Below are 17527 nucleotides of genomic sequence, written 5' to 3'. Positions count from 1 at the left end.
TTATGTCCCACCCCGGCGGCACCCCGCCGGGACCCCGCCCCGACCTCACGTGGAACCGCAGGAAGGCCCCAACCCGATGCCCCAGGAACTCGACGCAGGCTCCACCATCTTCTTCAACCTCACCATCGACGGTGAGAGCCTGGGCAACTTCAACGGTTGCGAAGGGCTCTCGTCCCAGGTCGAGATCGAGCAGCGGCAGGAGGGCGGCAACAACGGGTTCGTCTGGCAGCTGCCCTCCCGTGTCACCTTCTCCAACATCACGCTGACCCGGCCCCTCACCGAGGAGACCGCGAAGGTCGCGGAGTGGATCTCCTCCGTCACCACGGGGGTGACCCGGCCCACCGGGCAGATCGCCGCGCTGCGCGCGGACGGCTCGATGGTCGCGCAGTGGGGGCTGATCGACGTACTCCCCGTGAGCTGGCGTGGTCCTTCCTTCGATCCGGCGAGCCCCGCCGTGGCCACCGAGGTCCTGGAGATCGCCCATCACGGATTCACCGACGCGGGGGAGGCGTAGCCGATGAACCTCTCCAGTTTCGGTATCGGCGACAGCCTGGTGCGGGCGACGCTCGCCATCCACCAGCCGCCGATCGGCAGCAGCACCAGCCCCGGCGCGCTCATGAAGACGTTCAACTTCGACTTCAACCCGTCACAGCTGTCGCTGACCCGCAGGGCCAACTGGAAGACCACGCCGACCGCCGCTGTACGCGACGGCGCGGTCCCGGAGTTCATGGGGCCCGAGCCCCGGGAGATGACGGTGGAGATCTTCCTCGACCGCTCCGACGACCCCGACAGCAACGATGTGCGCAAGAAGGTCGAAGCGCTCTTCTCCTGCTGCGAGACGACCACCGCCAGCATCGCGGCGAACCAGCCGTCGACCCCGTGGGTGGTCTTCGAGTGGGGTGCCTTCTCCACGGCACGCTTCAACGCGTACGTCAGCTCGGTGGAGGCCCAGTACACCCTCTTCAACACCAACGGGATGCCGATCCGGGCCGTCTGCCAGGTGAATCTCCACGAGATCCCGAGCAGCACCCTCGGCCAGAACCCCACCTCCGGCGCGCTCACCACCCGCCGGGTGCACCGGGTCGTGGCCGGCGACTCGCTCCCGCTCCTCGCGTGGCGCGAGTACGGAGACGCCACCGTGTGGCGCACGATCGCCGAGGCCAACGACATCGACGACCCGAAGGCACTGACGCCCGGATCCGAACTGATGCTTCCCGCCGCCGAAGAGGTCGGAGTCTGATGTCCGACATCGGTTTCTCCAACATCCTCACGGTGCAGATCGCCGGCATGAAGCTCAAGTCACCGGAGAACACGAAACTGGTGGCGGGCCGGGTCGACTTCGGCGCGGGAGTGCCCGGGGCGTTCCACCTCACCTTCCGTGACGACAAGAAGGACATCCTCGCCAAGCTGAACGTCGAGATCGGCGTGCCCGTGGTCATCGCGCCGCTCTCCGACGGCAAGGGCACGCCGCTGATCACCGGAGAGGTCACCGCGCTGGAGACCGACTACGACCGCACCGGTACCTTCACCGTCATCCGTGGCTACGACAAGGGCCACCGCATGCTCCGGCAGCGCAGGGTCGCGGCGTACAAGAACAAGACCGCCACCGAGATCGCCGTCGAGTTGGCGCGCAAGAGCGGCATCCCCCTGGGGAAGACCCAACGGACCAAGGGACAGTACGAGTTCATCAGCCAGGCCAACGTCACCGACTGGGACTTCGTCCAGCGCCTCGCGGACGAGAACGAGATGGTGATGTCCATCAGCTCGAAGGGCAGGTTCCAGTTCGTCAAGCGCCAGAACGCGGCGCAGGCCCCTCCGGAGAGCATGCCGAGCGCGCAGAGCGCCCTCCTCCTGAAGGGCGGCGAGGAGATCCTGCGCTGCCGCGCGGCGGTCACCTCGGCCGACCAGGTGACAGCCGTCGAGGCGCGCGGCTGGAACGTCACCACCAAGCAGCCCCTGGTCTCCAAGGCGCCCGCTCTGGACAACACGGGCTTCGCCATCGGTACGACGCCGTCCGAGGTCTCCAAGACGTTCGGCAAGGCCGAACTCGTCGTGACCGACACGCCCTACGACAAGCTGGACGAGGTCAAGCACGCCGCCGACTCCGTCGCGGACGACGTGACGTCCTCGTTCGCCGAGGTGGAGATCACGGCGCGCGGCAACACCGAACTGCGCCCCGGCGTGGCCGTCACCCTGAAGGACGTCGGCAAGCCGTTCCAGGGCAAGTACACGGTCACCGCCGCCCGCCACTCCTTCGGCGACCAGGAGCACTACGAGACGTTCCTGAACGTCAGCGGGCGTCAGTGGCGTTCGCTGTACGGGCTCACCTCCGGAGGCGGCGGGACGGGTCCGGCAGGGCTGCCGAGCGTCGCCAACGCCCTGGTCACCGACATCAAGGACCCGCTGAGGCAGGGCAGGGTCAAGCTGAAGTTCCCGTGGCTGGACGACATGTACGTCAGCGACTGGACCCGGACGGTCCAGTTCGGCGGGGCCAAGGGCGGCAGCATGATCTCCCCGGACGTCGACGACGAGGTGCTGGTGGCGTTCGACCGCGGCGCCCTGGACCACCCGTACGTCATCGGCGGCCTCTACAACGGCGTCGACAAGCCGGACCCCGTCGACGTGCCGGTGTACGACTCGACGCGCGGCAAGGTCACCCGGCGCACCCTGTCGGACCGCAGCAACAACCGTCTCGACCTGCTCGACCAGAGCGTCGGTCTCAAGCGCGGGGTGCGGCTCTCCACCGGCGACAACCGGCTCACCATCAATCTGGACCGGACGAAGACCGAGATCGTCGTGGACAGCAAGGGAAAGGTCTCCATCAGAGGGACCGGAGCCGTGGCCGTCAACGCGGGCGGCAACCTCTCGCTCAACGCGGTGGGCTCCATGACGATCCGCAGCGGCGGGCCGATGAACATCAACGCCGGCGCGTTGTCGGTGCAGGCCGGTGCCACGTCCGTGAACGCGAGCGCGCTGAGCATCTCGGCCGGTGCCGCCATGTCGCTGACCGCAGGACTTGCCCTGAAGATCAACTCGGGCGTGGAGATCGGCCTGAACGCTCCCCTGGTCCTGTCCAAGCTGAAGCCGGTGCTGACGGTAGGAGGAGTCTGATGGCGGAACAGTTCGTCGGCTCCGGATGGGCCTTCCCGCTGCGCATCAGCCCCACCGGCGGCATCGCGCTGGTCAGCGGGGAACGCGAGGTCGAGGAGGCCATCCGGCTCGTCCTCTCCACGGCACCCGGTGAACGGCCGATGCGCCCCGAATTCGGCTGCGCCATCCACGACATGGTCTTCGCACCCGTCAACGAGGCCACCGCGGGCCGGATCCAGCACGAGGTACACACGTGCCTGGACCGCTGGGAACCGCGCATCGAGGTGGACGACGTCTCGGTGACGGCCGGTGCGGGCGAGGGCGTCCTCTTCATCGACGTCCGCTACTCGATCACGGGCACCAACAACCCGCGCAGTCTGGTCTTCCCGTTCTACGTGATCCCCTCCCACGACGGGCCCGAGGGGTCCGGCAACCCCGACGAGCACTTTGGAAGCGACCGCTGATGGCCCTGCCCTCCCCCAACCTCGACGACCGGCGCTTCCAGCAGTTCGTCGACGACGCCAAGCGCTACATCCAGCAGCGCGCCCCCGAGTGGACCGACCACAACGTCTCCGACCCCGGCGTGACCCTCGTCGAGACGGTCGCCCACATGGCCGACCAGATCGTGTACCGGCTCAACCGGGTGCCCGAGAAGAACCACCTCGCGTTCCTGGACCTCATCGGGATCACGCTCTTCCCGCCGTCCGCGGCGCGCGCCGACGTCACGTTCTGGCTGTCGGCGCCGCAGCAGCAGCCCGTCGTGCTGGCGACCGGCACCGAGGTCGCCACGGTGCGGACCCAGACCGAGGACGCGGTGGTCTTCGCCACCGAGCGCGAACTCACCGTGATCCCGTGCGAGTTGTCGTACCTCGTGGTCCAGCGTGTCGACCAGGAGGCGATCGACCGCACCTCGGACCTCGCCGAGTCCAAGGACGTCCACTGCTTCACCGAGGCCCCGCGCCCCGGTGACCGCATGCTGTTCGGGCTCAGCGCCGCCGTCCCGGAGTGCGTGGTCGTCCTGGAGCTCGACAGTCAGGTGGACGGTGTCGGTGTCGACCCCAGACAGCCGCCGCTCGTCTGGGAGGCGTGGACCGCCGACGGCTGGGTCGCCTGCGACGTCGACCGGGACACCACCGGCGGACTCAACCGCCCCGGCGAGGTCGTGCTGCACGTCCCCGGCGGCCACGCCCTCTCCCGCACCGGGCGGCGCGAGGCCGGCTGGCTGCGCTGCCGCGTCACCGAGCCGGAACAGGGCCAGCCCTTCTTCACCACCTCGCCCACCATCCGCTCCGCCGAGGCGTTCAGCATCGGCGGCACCACCGGCGTCGTACACGCCGAGACCGTGCGGGACGAGGCGCTGGGGGAGTCCACCGGACTGCCGGGACACCGGCTGCGGCTGGCCAACAGCCCCGTCGTCGGCGACGCGCAGCCGCTGCTCCTCCAGATCGCCGAGCGCGACGGCTGGGTCGACTGGGAGACCGTCGGCCACTTCGCCGCCTCGGGCCCCACCGACCGGCACATCACCCTGGACGCGACCACCGGCGAGATCGCCTTCGGCCCGTCCGTCCGCGAGGCCGACGGCACCCTGCGCCAGTACGGTGCCGTACCGCCCAAGGGCGCGCCCATCCGGGCCCGCCGCTACCGCACGGGCGGCGGAAAGGCCGGCAACGTCGCCAGGGGCGCCATCCAGGTGCTGCGCGACTCCGTCCCGTACGTCTCCGACGTCGTCAACCGGGAGGCCGCGCGCGGCGGGGTCGACGGCGAGACGGTCGAGGAGGCGAAGCGCAGGGCGCCCATCGCGCTGAGCGCCCAGGACCGGGCCGTGACCCTGCGGGACTACGAGGAACTCGCGCGGCGCGCGGCACCCGAGACCGCGCGCATCACCTGCCTCGCGGCCGAGCCGGACGAGCACGGCGCGCACGCCGTCCGGGTGCTCGTCGTGCCGCAGGCCGTGTCCGACCCCGGCGGCCGGCTGCGCTTCGAGCAACTCGTCCCCGGGGACGACCTGCTGGGACGCATCACCCGCTACCTGGACGAGCGGCGCCTGATCGGCACCCGGCTCGCGGTCGGGCCGCCGTTCTACCAGGGGGTGACGGTCGTCGCGACGGTGCACGCCTTCCGCGGCACCGACACCGACCGGGTCAGGCGGCAGGCGCACGACGCCCTGTACCGCCATCTCGACCCGCTGACCGGCGGCGCTCACGGCACGGGATGGCCCTTCGGCCGCCCCGTCCAGGCCGGCGAGGTGTTCGCGGTGCTGCAGAGGGTGCCCGGCGTCGAGCTGGTGGACGAGGTGCTGCTGCACCCCGCCGACCCGCTCAGCGGCAAGCGCGGCGACCCCACGGAGCGGATCGACCTCGAAGCCCCCGCGCTCGTCTTCTCGTTCGACCATCGCGTCCGGGTGATCGGGGACGCCTCGTGACCCCGAGCGGGAGCACGCGCGGCTCCGTCGACGGACTCGGCTCCTCGGCGCCGCTGGGGGTCATGCTGCCGGCGGTGTTCGCCGACGACGACCTCGCCCAGCGCTTCGTCGCCGGTATCGACGAGGTCCTCGCGCCGCTCCACAACGTGCTCGACTGCCTCGACGCCTACTTCACGCCGTCGCTCGCGCCCGCGGACTTCACCCGCTGGCTCGGCGACTGGGTGGGTGCGGAGACCGAAGGGCGGGACGCGCCCGGGGACACCGACACGCCCGCGGGCGGGGACCCGGCCCGGGCCCCGCTCACCGCTCCGTCCACCGGCCACCCGCAGGACACGGAGGCGACGGCCGCGCTACGCGCCGCGGTCACCGCCGCCGTACGGCTGCACCGCATCCGCGGCACCCGGCGCGGACTGTCGGAGGCGGTACGGCTCGCCTTCGGCGTGGAGCCGGAGATCACCGAGAGCGGCGCGGCCGCCTGGGACGCCAGGCCCCTGGGCCCGGTCCCCGGCGAGAACCGCCCCCATCTGCACGTCACCGTACGGCTGCCGGAGCCCGCCCCCGCCGCCGAGCACCGGCTGGAGCGCCTCGTAGCGGCAGCTCGCCCCGCCCACATGCCTTACACGGTCCGAGTGACCGCCGCCGAAAGGACTTCCGACAGGTGACCAGTCAGCAGGCTTCCCCCTCGAAGCCACCTTCCTCCACGGCCACCGGGGACACGGGGGGCCAGCCACGTCACTGTGCCGAGTGCGGCACGCTGACCACCCCGGGGCAGTCCTTCTGCGACGGCTGCGGCGCGGTACTGAGCTGGACCCCGGGCAGGGGACGGGGAGCCGCCGCGGACACCCCGGGTGCTCCGGGCTCCGACCCGGGCCCGGCCACGCCGCCCGGCGCGGAAGCGGATGCCGGGAACACGACCCCGGCGCGCGAGCCCGCGCACGCCGACGCGCCGGTGGAGCCCGAGGAGGAGGACGACACCCTGACCTCGATCCCGGTCATCTCCGCCACGCAGCCCGTCCCGCAGACCGCTCCGGCGGACGGGACCCCGAACGCGGACCCGGACGCGAGTGCGCGGGCCAGGGCCCTGCTCGTACCGGTCGCCGACCAGCGGGCCGTCGACCCGGCACCTGAAGTGGCCCCGGTCCTGCCCGGCGTGCCCGCCGCGGCCCGCCCCAGGGTCCAGGCCCCCAGCGGTGAACCGGCCGACGAGACCGGCCCCCCGTGCCCCTGGTGCGAGGTCGGCAACCGCCCTGACCGGCACTTCTGCCGACGCTGCGGCATGTCCCTCGCCGAGCGCCCCGGAGTCCCGGAGGCACGGCGCCCCTGGTGGCGCCGGATGCGGGACTTCGGCGACCGCCCGACGCCCTGGGCCGGCGAACGCCCGAGGCTGCGCCGGGGCATCGGCCGCATCTTCACCTGGGTCGCGTACGGTCTCGCGCTCGGCCTGGTGATCTACGGGGCGTTCCACGTGGACAACGCGTGGAACGCGGCCCGCGACCACTTCGCGAAGCGGGCCCAGATCAGCCCGGACGCCGCCGAGGCGTCCCGTTCCTTCAAGGGCCACCCGCCGAAGGCCATCTTCGACAAGATCAACAACAGCTGGTGGGGCCCCGGCGTCTCGCAGTCGGCCGAGGGCGAATGGGTGGAGGCCCGCTTCCAGGAACCCACGCGTCTGCTGGACATCCTCATCACGTCCGGCATCTCCACCAAGCCCTCCGACCTCTCCGAGGCCGCGCTGCCGCACCGTATGGACGCGGTCATCACCACGGCCGACGGGAAGAAGAGCACGCGCCACATCAAGCTCGACCAGATGAGCGGCCCCCAGCAGCGGAAGTTCCGCGCGCAGAACGTCGTCAGCGTACGGTTCGTCATCCGCTCGGCGTTCAACACCGGCTCCGACAAGCAGGTCTCGATAGCCGAGATCGAGTTCTTCACCCGCGCCACGACCAGCGGCACCTAGCGACTTTCGTTCGGATCAGGGCGCGCGAGCCCGGCATGATCCAAACGAGAGGCCCCAGGCCCGGCGCCACCGCCCGCACACACGGCCGCCCTCTCGTCCGGCTCCCCGGAGCATCGGGTCGAGGGGGCGGCCGTGTCAGCCGAGGCTCACGGCAGGGACGTCCTCAGAGGACCAGGCCCCTGGCGCGCAGGTACGGGACGGGGGAGACGTCGGACCCGAACGCGGGCCCGGTGCGGATCTCGAAGTGCAGATGCGGCCCCGAGGCGTTGCCGGTCTCGCCCGACCAGCCGATGAGCGTGCCGCCCTGGACGCTCTGGCCGACGACGGCCTTCACATCCAGGAGGTGGGCGTACTGGCTGAACGTACCGTCCTCGTGGCGGACGACGACCTGGTTGCCGTAGTCCCCGCCCGCCCCGGCCGTGACGACCTCGCCGGGTCCGATGGCCTTGACCGGCGTTCCGCCGGGGACCACGAAGTCGACGCCCGTGTGCAGGCCGGTGGACCAGGAGGAGCCCTGCTGGTGGTACGGCGTGCCGGCCGGTCCCTCGACGGGCAGGGTCCAGCCGCCGGACACCGCGCCCCCGACCGGGACGACCATCTTCGGGTAGGACTTCATGACGGCCTTGACGTACTCGTACGTCTCCCCGTCCGCTCCGCTGGCCCGCGGCACACCGCCGTACGTCTCGACCGTCCTCCAGCCCAAGCGGTAGCCGGCCAGGGCCAGTTCGAGAGGAGCGCCCCGGTAGCCCGGATGCTGCTCCGCGGTACGCAGGAGTCCGCACATCCTCCTGCCCTGCGACGGTATGGCGTCCGCCGGGTCCAGCACGTCCTTGACGCCGTCGTTGTTGCCGTCGATGCCCTCGGCCGCCCAGTCGGCGTCGGAGAACTGCGCGATGCCCCTGGTGACGGGCCGTTCGGCCTGTGCCACGTCGGGCAGGCCCTCGCCCGAGGAGGCGTCCTCGGAACCGGAGCCGCCGGCAGGTTCCCCGCCGGAGAGGCCTTCCCCTGCCGGGTTCCCGTCCTCCGCCCGCTCCTCCTCGCTCCGCGGGTCCGTCAGCGAGCCCTCGTCGCCCGTCGGCTCGTCGGCCGCGACCGACCTGGCCCTCGGGTTGAAGTTGCTCTCCCGCTTCAACTGCGCCGCCAGCACGGGCGCGGTGAGCAGCTTCTCGTCGCAGTCGGCCGCGGCGTCGCGTATGAGCTTCGCGTACACGACGGGGACACCCACGTCGCCCGCCTTCAACTCGGTGCTCGCCGGGGCGGGGACGTGTCCGCCGGCCGCCTCGCTGTCGTCGGAGGCCCCGAGCAGAAGGACTCCGAGTCCGATGGATAACGGCGTCACCACGACCCCGACGACGACCGGCACCATCCAGCGAGGGATCTTCACAGGTCCGGCTCTCCCCAACTCGACCGTCGCGACGAGGATCACTATGTCATTCGCCGCGCAAGGCCCGGCCGCGGCCCGGCGCCCCGCGCGGGGGCCGTGACCGCGGAACGGCCCGGGTCCGTCGGCCCCGTGTCCACCGCCGGGGCGGCCGCGGGACGTTCCGCCCGGACCGGTCAGCGGGAGAACAGCTCGATCAGTTGGTAGGGCACGAGGAAGAACGCCAGGACCAGCAGGGAAGTGCCGCCGAGGGCGACGCCGAGCGTCCTGAGCACCCAGGTCCGCACGGGGAGGACCGCCCTGACCCGCTCGGGCCGCCGGGGGTCGTAGACGGCCGCCACCCGCCGCGGTGCGAGGCTGACGGGTTCCGCCGCGTGGTCCGGCTCGAAGAACCGCCGCACGCCCTCCGCGTCGACGAAGACGAAGATCTGCCTCTTGCCGTTGTCGTGGTCGGACGTCGCCAGCACGGAGATGCCCCGACGGCGCAGAAGCCATTGGTCGAACAGCGCCTTGGCGGACGCGCCGTACAGGAACAGTCCGACGGCGAGGGATTTCAGGCCGAGGAGCCAGAAGACCACTCCCAGCACGTCCCCGTGCGCGATCAGGACGACCAGGCCCGCCGCGTAGAGCACCACGGGGGTCAGGAGCACCGCGATCGCCAGCCACTCGCGGGCCGTCCTCCCGTCCTCGCCCGCCGCCTGCGGAAGCAACACGACCCGGGCCGCCCCGTCCTCGCGTGGTGCGCCGGCGTCCCGGACCGGCAGCGCCCGGCCGGCCGCGTCCACGAAGGCCGTCGCGGACGCGGTGTTGCGGCAGCCCACGCGGTAGACCGTCCCGGCGTCCCCGCGGGAGCGGTGAGGACGACCTGCACCGCCGTCCGGCGGGCCCCGTCCAGACGGACTTCCTCGACGGCGTCCAGCGGTATCCGTCGTCGGACCCCGCCCTGTTCGAGCAGGATCGACCGGTTCTCCAGTGCGAACGAGCCGGAACGGCTGCGCACGGCGAGGGAGGGCGGGGCGGAAGGGTTCGGACCGGTCGTCATGGCGGGACTCTAGCGACGATGCCCGTCCGAGTCCCGCCGATCGCCCTATGGAAAAGGCGAGTTGCTCTGCGCGGACCGCGCGGGCGGTCCCCGGACCGGCACACGGGAGGCGGCCCGGGGCCGTGCACCGCCTCCGGCCGCCGCGGCGGCCGCCCGCGTCGCGGGGGAGCCGTCGGGGCCTCGGACCGGCCGGAGCCCCCGACGGGCCCCGCCGGAGGTCAGCTGGTGGGGAAGCTGTCGGGCGTACTGATGCGGTTCTTCAGCAGCGCCCCGGACTCCGTCAGCACACCGCTGCCGCTGTAGTCGCCGCCGCCGCAGGTTCCGGGGCGGAACGCGGCACTGCTCTCCGGGGCGTCGGAGTAGGTCCAGTTCGCGTAGCTGATCTTCAGCTGGTCGAGCAGGTCCAGCCAGGCCGTGGTGCTCGCCACGTCCATCGCCCCGCCGCCGGTGGCGCTCACCGTGCCGAACTCGGTGACGAAGAGCGGGAGCCGCGAGGCCGCCCGGCTCAGGGTGGAGCGGTAGGAGTCCTTGTGGCTCGCGGCGTAGAAGTGGAACGCGTACATGAGGTTGGTGGCGTTGACCGGGTTGTTGACGACCTCGCTCTCGTCGGAGCCGTCCGAGACGCCCAGCGAGGACCAGCCACGGGTGCCGACGATGACGACGCCGTCCGGGTCGGCCGCCCGGACCACCGGGATGACCCGCTCGGCGTAGCTCTTGACGGCCGACCAGCTGACGCCGTTGGGCTCGTTGGCGATCTCGTAGATCACGTTCTTCTTGCCGGCGTTGCGGGCGGCGACGGACGCGAAGAACGTCCTGGCGCGGTCGAGGTTGTAGTTCGGGTCACCCGGCGTCAAAGTGTGGAAGTCGATCAACGCGTACATGCCGCGGGCCTCGGCCATGTCGACGAGGGCGTTCACGCGGTTGGTGAAGCCCGCCGGGTCGGTCTCGTAGCCGTCCTCCTGCACGTACATGGAGATGCGCAGAAGGTCGGACTTCCAGTCGTTCGCCAGCGCGTCCAGGGACGCGGCGTCGTAGCACCGGCCGAACCACTGGATGCCGTGCGTGCTCATGCCGCGCAGCTGGACGGGGCGGTTGTACTGGTTGCACAGGTGCACGCCGCAGACGTGGAGCTGCCCGTTGACCTCCACGGGTGTGCCGGCGACCGGGTCGGGGGCGGGCTCGTCGACGGAGCCCGTACAGGCGACACCGTTGAGCGTGAACGCCGTGGGCTTCGGGTTGGCACCCGTGAAGGTGCCGGAGAAGCCCAGGTCGGCGACCCCTCCGGTGGCCAGGGTGCGGTTCCAGTCCACACCGACGGCCGTGACCGCCGAACCGGACTGCGACCAGGTCGCGTTCCAGCCCTGGGCGACCTTCTGCCCGGCGTCCGGCATGGCGAACCGGAGCGTCCATCCGCTGACCGGGACACCCAGGTTGGTGATCTTGACTCCGGCCTGGAAGCCCCCCTGCCACTGGCTGGCGACCGTGTACTCGACCTTGCAGCCGGTCGCGGCCGAGGCCTGGGGACCGAAAGCCGCCGTCAGACCCAGGACGGTCGCGAAGGTCGCCAGTAAGGCGAACAGGCGTTTCATGGTGTTCCTCCTCGTGCGAAGCGGAATCAGAAGTGGGAGCGCTCCCAAGGTCCATCGGCCCGAGACCGTACACCGGTGGGCCGACGCGCGTACAGGGATTCGACAGGCATTCGACGAAGAGCGCTCCTGGAAGGAACGGCGGCGCGGAACTCGTCCCGCCGACAGCGGCACGGCGACGGACTCCGCGCGCACGCGGTCTCCCGCACGCCGTTCTGCCGCAGGACGATGGTCCGCGGCGCCACGCTTCGGGGGCGCCGACAGGGAGGCAGGGGCCGATGGGATTGATCGAACGCCTGTGGGCGGCAGGTGAGTTCCCGGTCCGGGACGGGCTGTACCGACCGGACGACACCGGCCTGGAGGTGCATGTGGAGGGCCCGGGGGCCTACCACCCGGACGCCGGGCAGCCCATCCCCTTCCGCCTCGGGGCGCGCCTCGACGTGGCCGAGGCCGTCGGGGCCGAAGGCTCCACGGAGGTCGACGCCGACTTCGAGAGCCCGCTGCCGGACGGTTCCGGCTGGATGGCGGGCGGTGGCAGCGGGATGGGCGACATCGGCTACCTCGCCCGCCTCGGCGCGGACCGCTCCCTGCTGTGGGTCCTCGCCATGTGGTCCTCGAACCCGTTCGTGGGCGTACGCCACGAGGGGACACGAGCGGTCTTCACCAACGACTGGGGAAATCTGCTCCATCTCGACCTGACCGAACCGGCGTTCGCGCGGCGGCACCCCTGAGCCCGGCCGCACCCACGGGCCGGGCCACGGGCCGGGCGTCGGGTCACCGCGACGGAGCGCCGTCCGCCGGCCCGGTGCCGGAGTCCCAGGACGAGCCGCCGTGCACGGTGTCCGCCGACAGTACGGGGCACCCCGTCAGCTCCACCGCCGCCAGCACGGTGCGACGGGCCTCCGCGCTGTCGGCGGGCGGGAACGCGACCCGGAGCTGATGACCGTAGGTGCACTCGTACGTCATGAGCCAGCCGGTGCCGTCGACGGCGAAGTGGTCCTGCCGCCGGCCGTCGTGCTCGTAGTCGCCCCGGTCCGACGTGGGGGCGAACGCGTCACGCAGGATCCGCAGGCGCTCCTCGTAGGGGCGGGGCCCCTCGCCCAGCCGGACGTACACGTGGTCGAGTTCGATCCCGGGGTCGAACCAGGGTGCGAGCTCCGGGTCGTGGTGCAGTAGCTCGGAGGTGATGCTGCGGCTCGTCACCCCGTCGAGGAACGCGCCGGCCCCGCAGTCGAACCGCTCGTAGTCGTTTTCCCGCGACCAGATCACCACGGGCCAGGACTCGGGAGGTCCCTCCGTCAGCCAGCACACGTGCGCCGCGCTCTCCGTCACCGCCCAGGGGAGCAGCCCGCCGGGCTCCGGGAAGAGGGGGTAGGGGTACTTCTCGGGCCAGCCGTCGCGCAGCGGACCGTAGTCCTCCAGGAGGTCCCCGCTGAGCGGGACCGGGTTGTCGTCACCGAACGGGGTGCACAGGCACAGCGCGCCCCAGAAGTCCCCGCGCCCGTACGTCGCGACCAGCTGCTTGTAGTCCTCCGGCAGCGGGGTACCCAGGGCGCGCTCGGCCTCCGCCCAGTCGCCGAGCCCGTCGACCGCGGTGACGGGAGGGCGCACGCGTGCGATAACCCGTGCGACAGAGCTGTGCGGACCGGTCACGTCGTCACCCCGGCGGTTGCCGTGCGCGTCACTACTTCTCCAGGAAGGTCGTCGGGTGGACTCGCGTCTCTCGCGTCCCTCGCGTCCGGAGGAGAGCGCCGCCACCTGCAGCATCCCAGATCCCCGGCAGCACCCGCACCGGTGCTGAGTGTTCCGGCGGACGGGTCCGGGGGCGTCTGCGGCGGATCTGCACACGGTGTCCGCAGGCGACGATGCGCGCCCCGTGGTTCTCAGGACGCGAACCGGATTCATCACGCCCGCAGCCGATTATGTCCCTTTCGCGGCGGATCAAGGATTCGGCCGGCGGAACGTCCGTCGGTCGGGCGAGTGAAGAAGCTGTACCGGTCCATGAAGCAATGTGACCGCGTCGGCCCTTCGATGTCGGAAAGCCGTGCGTGCAAACAGCGGAAGGTGGCTTCGTCGCGCCCTCGCGTGCTTACATCCCTCACATCGCGGAAGCCGCAGGGAATTTCGTCGCCTCCGGGCGAACGGTGAAACGCCCCGGCGACCGTGATCGTGACCGTGACACCGGCAAGGCCCATTCCCCACTGCGGAGTTGGACCGTGCCATTCGGAAGTAATGCGAAGGGAATTCACATCATGAGCTCCGCTCCCCAGATACACACCCAGGAAATCTCCGACGCGGACATGGACGCCGTGTCCGGCGGCCTCTCCGGCGCTGCCTCCATCGAGGCCCCCCTCGTCGGTGGCGTCGTCGGTGGGCTCAACGCCGACCTGCTCTCCGGCTGCGTCTCGGGCGCCGTCGGCGGCAACGTGCTGGGCGTCGCCGGTCTCGGCTCCGCCGCCGCGCTCTCGGTCTGACCCGGCGCTGAGCCCGTATGCCCCGATACCTGTCCTGCCAGGTCGCGGGGCATAGGGGCCGTCAGGCACCATGGTCCACGCACAACGGACCTGAACCCACGGACCAGAGGCTTCGAACGTGAGCGACCCGCCTACCGCTCGCCGTCCAGGCGGCCCGGGCAACCGGTGGGAGCTCATCTGGAGTCACCGGGACGAACTGCTCGAGCTCGCGCGCGCTCGCTCGTCGAGCGCCGAAGAGGCCGAGGACGCCGTGCAGGAAGCGATGATCCGCGCGGTGGAGGACCCTGAAGTCCAGTACGGCCGGGTGCGTTCACGGCTGAGGCTCGCGACCGTACGCGCGTGCGCCGACAGGCGACGCCAGGTCGCCCGCGACCAGGAGTTGAGCGAGACCCTGTCCGCCGCTCCGGCCGAGCCCTTCCTGGTCGAGGAGGGTGCGTGCGACCGGGCGGAGGCCCGATGGCTGGCCGACCGCAGTGCTGAACTGCTGCCCGCCCGCCAGGCGCAGGCGCTGCGACTCCAGGCGCAGGACCTCGACGTCGGACAGGTGGCCCGGACCATGGGGCTGAGCTACCGGGCGACGGAATCGCTGCTCGCCAGGGCCAGAAGGTCGCTGCGCAACGTCCTGGCCGGGAGCCTCACCCTCGCCGCGGCCGTCTGGACGTGCGCCCGCAGATTTCCCCGTACCGGCGTCGCCCAGTCAGCGGGGGCGACCTCGGCGGCCGTGACCCTCGCCGTCGCGGGCGCGGTACTGCCCGCCGGGCCCTTCGACCGGCCGGACGGCCGGCCGCCGGAGAGCAGGACCGAGGCCCAGGCACCGCCGGCCGCCCCCGCCGAGTGGTCTACCGCCGGTGGGACGCGTCCCCACGTGCCAGTTCCCTCCCCGGACCCGCAACGCACCGACCGGGCGCGCCACAGTGTTTCGCCGTCCGGTCCGGAGGAGCCGCCGAGGCCCTACGAGCCGCCGTCCAGGGTGGCCGTGGAGATATCGATCGAAACCTCGGTCGGAAACTCGGCAGTGACCTCGGTCGGAAACTCGGTCGGAAAAAAGGTCGGAGCCGCTTCACCGGTGCCGCAATTGCCACCGGTGGCCATGCCCACGTCCATACCCTCACCGCCGGTGGACGTTTCGGATGTCCGTCGCCCGGAATCGCCCTCGGCCCCGTCCGACACCACCACCGACGAGCTCGGTGTCACGGTCGAACTGCCGTAGGAATTCAGGCAGAAGGGCGGGTTCGGCCTGCTCGGCGGCCGGTGCTGTGCACGAGTTTCGCCGGAACCTCGGTCGGCCGCGCAATCACGCGCGATGAACCCGGCGGGGTCGGCGATCACCCCGGGATACTCGCGCCCATGGATGAGGTGCAAGTCGTCGTCGCCCATTCCGAGCGCGCGCCCCTGCGCGTCGGCGACGAGTTCCCGAAGGTGGACGCCGATCGGGCGCGCATCGACGTCGAGGTCGAGACGGTGGCCCTCGCGCCGCCGTGAGCGCAGGTCCGTCCCCTCGTGCGCCAGTTCGTCCGTGAGGCCCTGCTCGACCGGGCGTGCGAGGTGGATCTCGACGATTGCTGCTCTGCGTGAGCGGACTGGCCACCGGCGCACCGGTCCACGGAGTCCCGCCCGGGAGGGGGTACCGCGTGCGGCTGACCTGGAGGGGCGTGCTCCGGATCGAGGTGCGCGACAGCGGCGGAGGCGAGGTCCGGCGGGAGCCGGGCCGCGCTCCGTACGCGGAATACGGACGCGGCCTGCTGCTTCTCGGGGCGCTCGCCCACACCTGGGGGTGGGGGAGCGGAGCCCGGGCAGGACGGTCTGGTGCGAGTTTGCCGGTTCGGCAAGCAAACTTGTCGAACCAGGGGTGCGGGCGCACCATCTCCCGTAACAGGAGGTGATCCGCATGAGCGAGACGAACCAGCGGTACGACGTCGTGGTGATCGGCGGCGGGGCGGCAGGGTTGAGCGGGGCGCTGGCCCTCGCGAGGGCGCGGCGCTCCGTGCTGGTGATCGACGCCGGCAGCCCGCGCAACGCACCCGCGTCGCACGCCCACAACTACCTGGGCCGGGAGGGCGTTCCGCCCCTGGAGCTGCTGGCCATCGGCAGGGCCGAGGCGGCGGACTACGGCGCCGAGATCGTCCGGGGCGAGGTCGTCTCGGCCGAGAAGCTGCCCGGCGGCGGCTTCCGTGTCGTACGGGCGGACGGGGGAGCCGTCGAGGCCCGTCGGCTGCTCGTGACCACGGGAATCGTCGACGAGCTGCCGCCGGTGGACGGCCTCGCCGAGCGCTGGGGCCACGAGGTGCTGCACTGCCCGTACTGCCACGGCTACGAGGTGCGGGACCGGCCGGTCGGCGTCCTGGCGTTCAGTCCCATGGCCGTCCACCAGGCCCTGCTCTGGCGGCAGTGGACCGACGACGTGGTGCTGTTCCGCCACGAGCAGGCCGACTTCACCGACGAGGAGTACGAGCAGCTCGCCGCCCGGGGCATCTCCGTGGTGGAGGGCACGGTGGCCGCGCTGGAGGTGGCCGGCGACCGGCTCACCGGTGTGCGCCTTGCCGGGGGCACGGTCATCCCACGCGAGGCGGTCGTCGTCCAGCCCCGCTTCACCGCGCGGTCGGTGGTGCTGGAGAGCCTCGGCCTGGCGCCCACCGAGATGCTGATGGGCGACCAGGTCGTCGGCAGCTACATCGCGGCCGACCCCTCGGGGGCCACCGAAGTGCCCGGCGTATGGGTGGCCGGTAACGTCGCCAACCTCATGGAGCAGATCGTCGGGGCGGCGGCCGCCGGGCTCAAGGCGGCGTCGATGATCAACATGGACCTCGTCACCGAGGACACCCGTCGCGCGGTCGACGCCCGCCGCGCGCCCTTCTCGGCCGAGGCCGAGCGCCAGGTCACCGAGCGTGTGCTCGGGGACCGCCGTCACGGACTTCAGGAGATTCGATGACCACCGACAGCACCCGGACCGACGCCGAGATGTGGGACGACCGGTACCGCGAGAGCGACAGGATCTGGAGCGGCGACCCCAACGTCGCCCTCGTCCGCGAGGTGGAGGGCCTTACGCCCGGCCGCGCCCTCGACCTGGGCTGCGGTGAGGGCGCCGACGCGGTCTGGCTCGCCCGCCTCGGCTGGAAGGTCACCGCCACCGACATCTCGCGCGTCGCCCTGGAGCGGGCTGCGGTCCACGCGGCCGACGCCGGTGTCGCGGACCGGATCGACTTTCAGTGGCACGACCTCGGGGCCTCGTTCCCCGAGGGGGAGTACGACCTGGTCTCCGCCCAGTTCCTGCACTCCATGGGGGACCTGCCGCGCGAGCGGATCCTGCGGCAGGCGGCCTCGGTGGTCGCGCCCGGCGGTGTGCTCCTCGTCGTCGGGCACGCCGGCTTCCCCTCCTGGGAGCACGACCACCCGGACATGGAGCTGCCGACGACGGACGAGGTGCTCGCCTCCCTCGAACTGCCGGAGGGGGAGTGGGAGGTGCTGCTCAGCGAGGAGCACGAGCGCATCCAGAACGACCCCGACGGCAACCCCACCACCCGCACCGACAACGCGCTGAAGGTGCGCCGCACGGGCTGAGCCCCCGGACCCCGGCC

16 protein-coding genes and 1 pseudogene are annotated in these 17527 nt (G+C 71.6%); 13 read left to right on the top strand and 4 right to left on the bottom strand.

Annotation, left to right across the window (positions count from 1 at the left end; all coding sequences use genetic code 11):
• The first annotated feature begins 76 nt into the window (after positions 1 to 76).
• The 7 genes from LWJ43_RS09030 to LWJ43_RS09000 all read left to right on the top strand — a co-directional run bounded on the left by LWJ43_RS09030 (position 77) and on the right by LWJ43_RS09000 (position 7469).
• Positions 77 to 514 carry a phage tail protein gene (locus tag LWJ43_RS09030; RefSeq protein WP_014153878.1) on the top strand — a complete coding sequence of 146 codons (438 nt, stop codon included), beginning with the start codon at positions 77 to 79 and terminating at the stop codon, positions 512 to 514.
• Between the two features lie 3 nt (positions 515 to 517).
• Complete coding sequence (locus tag LWJ43_RS09025; protein ID WP_277331769.1) at positions 518 to 1240, top strand: CIS tube protein; 723 nt, start codon at positions 518 to 520, stop codon at positions 1238 to 1240.
• Positions 1240 to 3111 carry a VgrG-related protein gene (locus LWJ43_RS09020; RefSeq protein ID WP_277331768.1) on the top strand — a complete coding sequence of 624 codons (1872 nt, stop codon included), beginning with the start codon at positions 1240 to 1242 and terminating at the stop codon, positions 3109 to 3111. Before LWJ43_RS09025 ends, LWJ43_RS09020 begins: the two co-directional genes overlap by 1 nt.
• On the top strand, positions 3111 to 3554 hold the full coding sequence (locus LWJ43_RS09015; protein WP_277331767.1) for a GPW/gp25 family protein: 444 nt from the start codon (positions 3111 to 3113) through the stop codon (positions 3552 to 3554). The genes LWJ43_RS09020 and LWJ43_RS09015 overlap by 1 nt, the downstream gene beginning before the upstream one ends.
• Positions 3554 to 5512: a putative baseplate assembly protein gene (locus tag LWJ43_RS09010; protein ID WP_277331766.1), complete on the top strand. Its 1959-nt coding sequence runs from the start codon at positions 3554 to 3556 to the stop codon at positions 5510 to 5512. The genes LWJ43_RS09015 and LWJ43_RS09010 overlap by 1 nt, the downstream gene beginning before the upstream one ends.
• Before the next feature lie 62 nt (positions 5513 to 5574).
• Positions 5575 to 6174 carry a phage tail protein gene (locus LWJ43_RS09005; RefSeq protein ID WP_277335842.1) on the top strand — a complete coding sequence of 200 codons (600 nt, stop codon included), beginning with the start codon at positions 5575 to 5577 and terminating at the stop codon, positions 6172 to 6174.
• On the top strand, positions 6171 to 7469 hold the full coding sequence (locus LWJ43_RS09000) for an NADase-type glycan-binding domain-containing protein (RefSeq protein WP_277331765.1): 1299 nt from the start codon (positions 6171 to 6173) through the stop codon (positions 7467 to 7469). Before LWJ43_RS09005 ends, LWJ43_RS09000 begins: the two co-directional genes overlap by 4 nt.
• 163 nt (positions 7470 to 7632) lie before the next feature.
• On the opposite strand, the gene LWJ43_RS08995 is transcribed toward LWJ43_RS09000, so the two are convergent.
• The 3 genes from LWJ43_RS08995 to LWJ43_RS08985 form a co-directional block, all read right to left on the bottom strand.
• Positions 7633 to 8895 carry a M23 family metallopeptidase gene (locus LWJ43_RS08995; protein ID WP_277331764.1) on the bottom strand — a complete coding sequence of 421 codons (1263 nt, stop codon included), beginning with the start codon at positions 8893 to 8895 and terminating at the stop codon, positions 7633 to 7635.
• 131 nt (positions 8896 to 9026) lie between these two features.
• The gene (locus LWJ43_RS08990; protein WP_277331763.1) at positions 9027 to 9671 is read right to left on the bottom strand and encodes a hypothetical protein; all 645 of its coding nucleotides are present in this window, start codon (positions 9669 to 9671) and stop codon (positions 9027 to 9029) included.
• Between the two features lie 439 nt (positions 9672 to 10110).
• Positions 10111 to 11481 carry a cellulase family glycosylhydrolase gene (locus LWJ43_RS08985; protein ID WP_277331762.1) on the bottom strand — a complete coding sequence of 457 codons (1371 nt, stop codon included), beginning with the start codon at positions 11479 to 11481 and terminating at the stop codon, positions 10111 to 10113.
• Between the two features lie 275 nt (positions 11482 to 11756).
• Between LWJ43_RS08985 and LWJ43_RS08980 the strand changes: the two genes are divergently transcribed.
• A complete protein-coding gene (locus LWJ43_RS08980; RefSeq protein ID WP_277331761.1) occupies positions 11757 to 12209 on the top strand; it encodes a hypothetical protein in 453 nt (150 codons plus the stop codon).
• Between the two features lie 43 nt (positions 12210 to 12252).
• Here the strand turns inward: LWJ43_RS08980 and LWJ43_RS08975 are convergent, their stop codons facing one another.
• Positions 12253 to 13089: an SMI1/KNR4 family protein gene (locus LWJ43_RS08975; protein WP_277331760.1), complete on the bottom strand. Its 837-nt coding sequence runs from the start codon at positions 13087 to 13089 to the stop codon at positions 12253 to 12255.
• Between the two features lie 641 nt (positions 13090 to 13730).
• Between LWJ43_RS08975 and LWJ43_RS08970 the strand changes: the two genes are divergently transcribed.
• From LWJ43_RS08970 to LWJ43_RS08950, 5 genes and pseudogenes are all read left to right on the top strand, one after another.
• Positions 13731 to 13952: a hypothetical protein gene (locus LWJ43_RS08970; RefSeq protein WP_277331759.1), complete on the top strand. Its 222-nt coding sequence runs from the start codon at positions 13731 to 13733 to the stop codon at positions 13950 to 13952.
• Between the two features lie 118 nt (positions 13953 to 14070).
• Positions 14071 to 15162: an RNA polymerase sigma factor gene (locus LWJ43_RS08965; protein WP_277331758.1), complete on the top strand. Its 1092-nt coding sequence runs from the start codon at positions 14071 to 14073 to the stop codon at positions 15160 to 15162.
• Between the two features lie 137 nt (positions 15163 to 15299).
• A pseudogene (locus LWJ43_RS08960) lies at positions 15300 to 15428 on the top strand (aminoglycoside phosphotransferase family protein); the annotation flags it as partial.
• 412 nt (positions 15429 to 15840) lie between these two features.
• Positions 15841 to 16881, top strand: coding sequence for an NAD(P)/FAD-dependent oxidoreductase (locus LWJ43_RS08955; protein ID WP_277331757.1), 1041 nt, complete (start codon positions 15841 to 15843; stop codon positions 16879 to 16881).
• The gene (locus tag LWJ43_RS08950) at positions 16878 to 17510 is read left to right on the top strand and encodes an SAM-dependent methyltransferase (RefSeq protein ID WP_277331756.1); all 633 of its coding nucleotides are present in this window, start codon (positions 16878 to 16880) and stop codon (positions 17508 to 17510) included. Before LWJ43_RS08955 ends, LWJ43_RS08950 begins: the two co-directional genes overlap by 4 nt.
• The last annotated feature ends 17 nt before the right edge of the window (positions 17511 to 17527 follow it).

It is taken from the genome of Streptomyces sp. JH34, from assembly GCF_029428875.1.
Taxonomy (GTDB): domain Bacteria; phylum Actinomycetota; class Actinomycetes; order Streptomycetales; family Streptomycetaceae; genus Streptomyces.
This window is presented reverse-complemented; position numbering and strand designations above follow the sequence as displayed.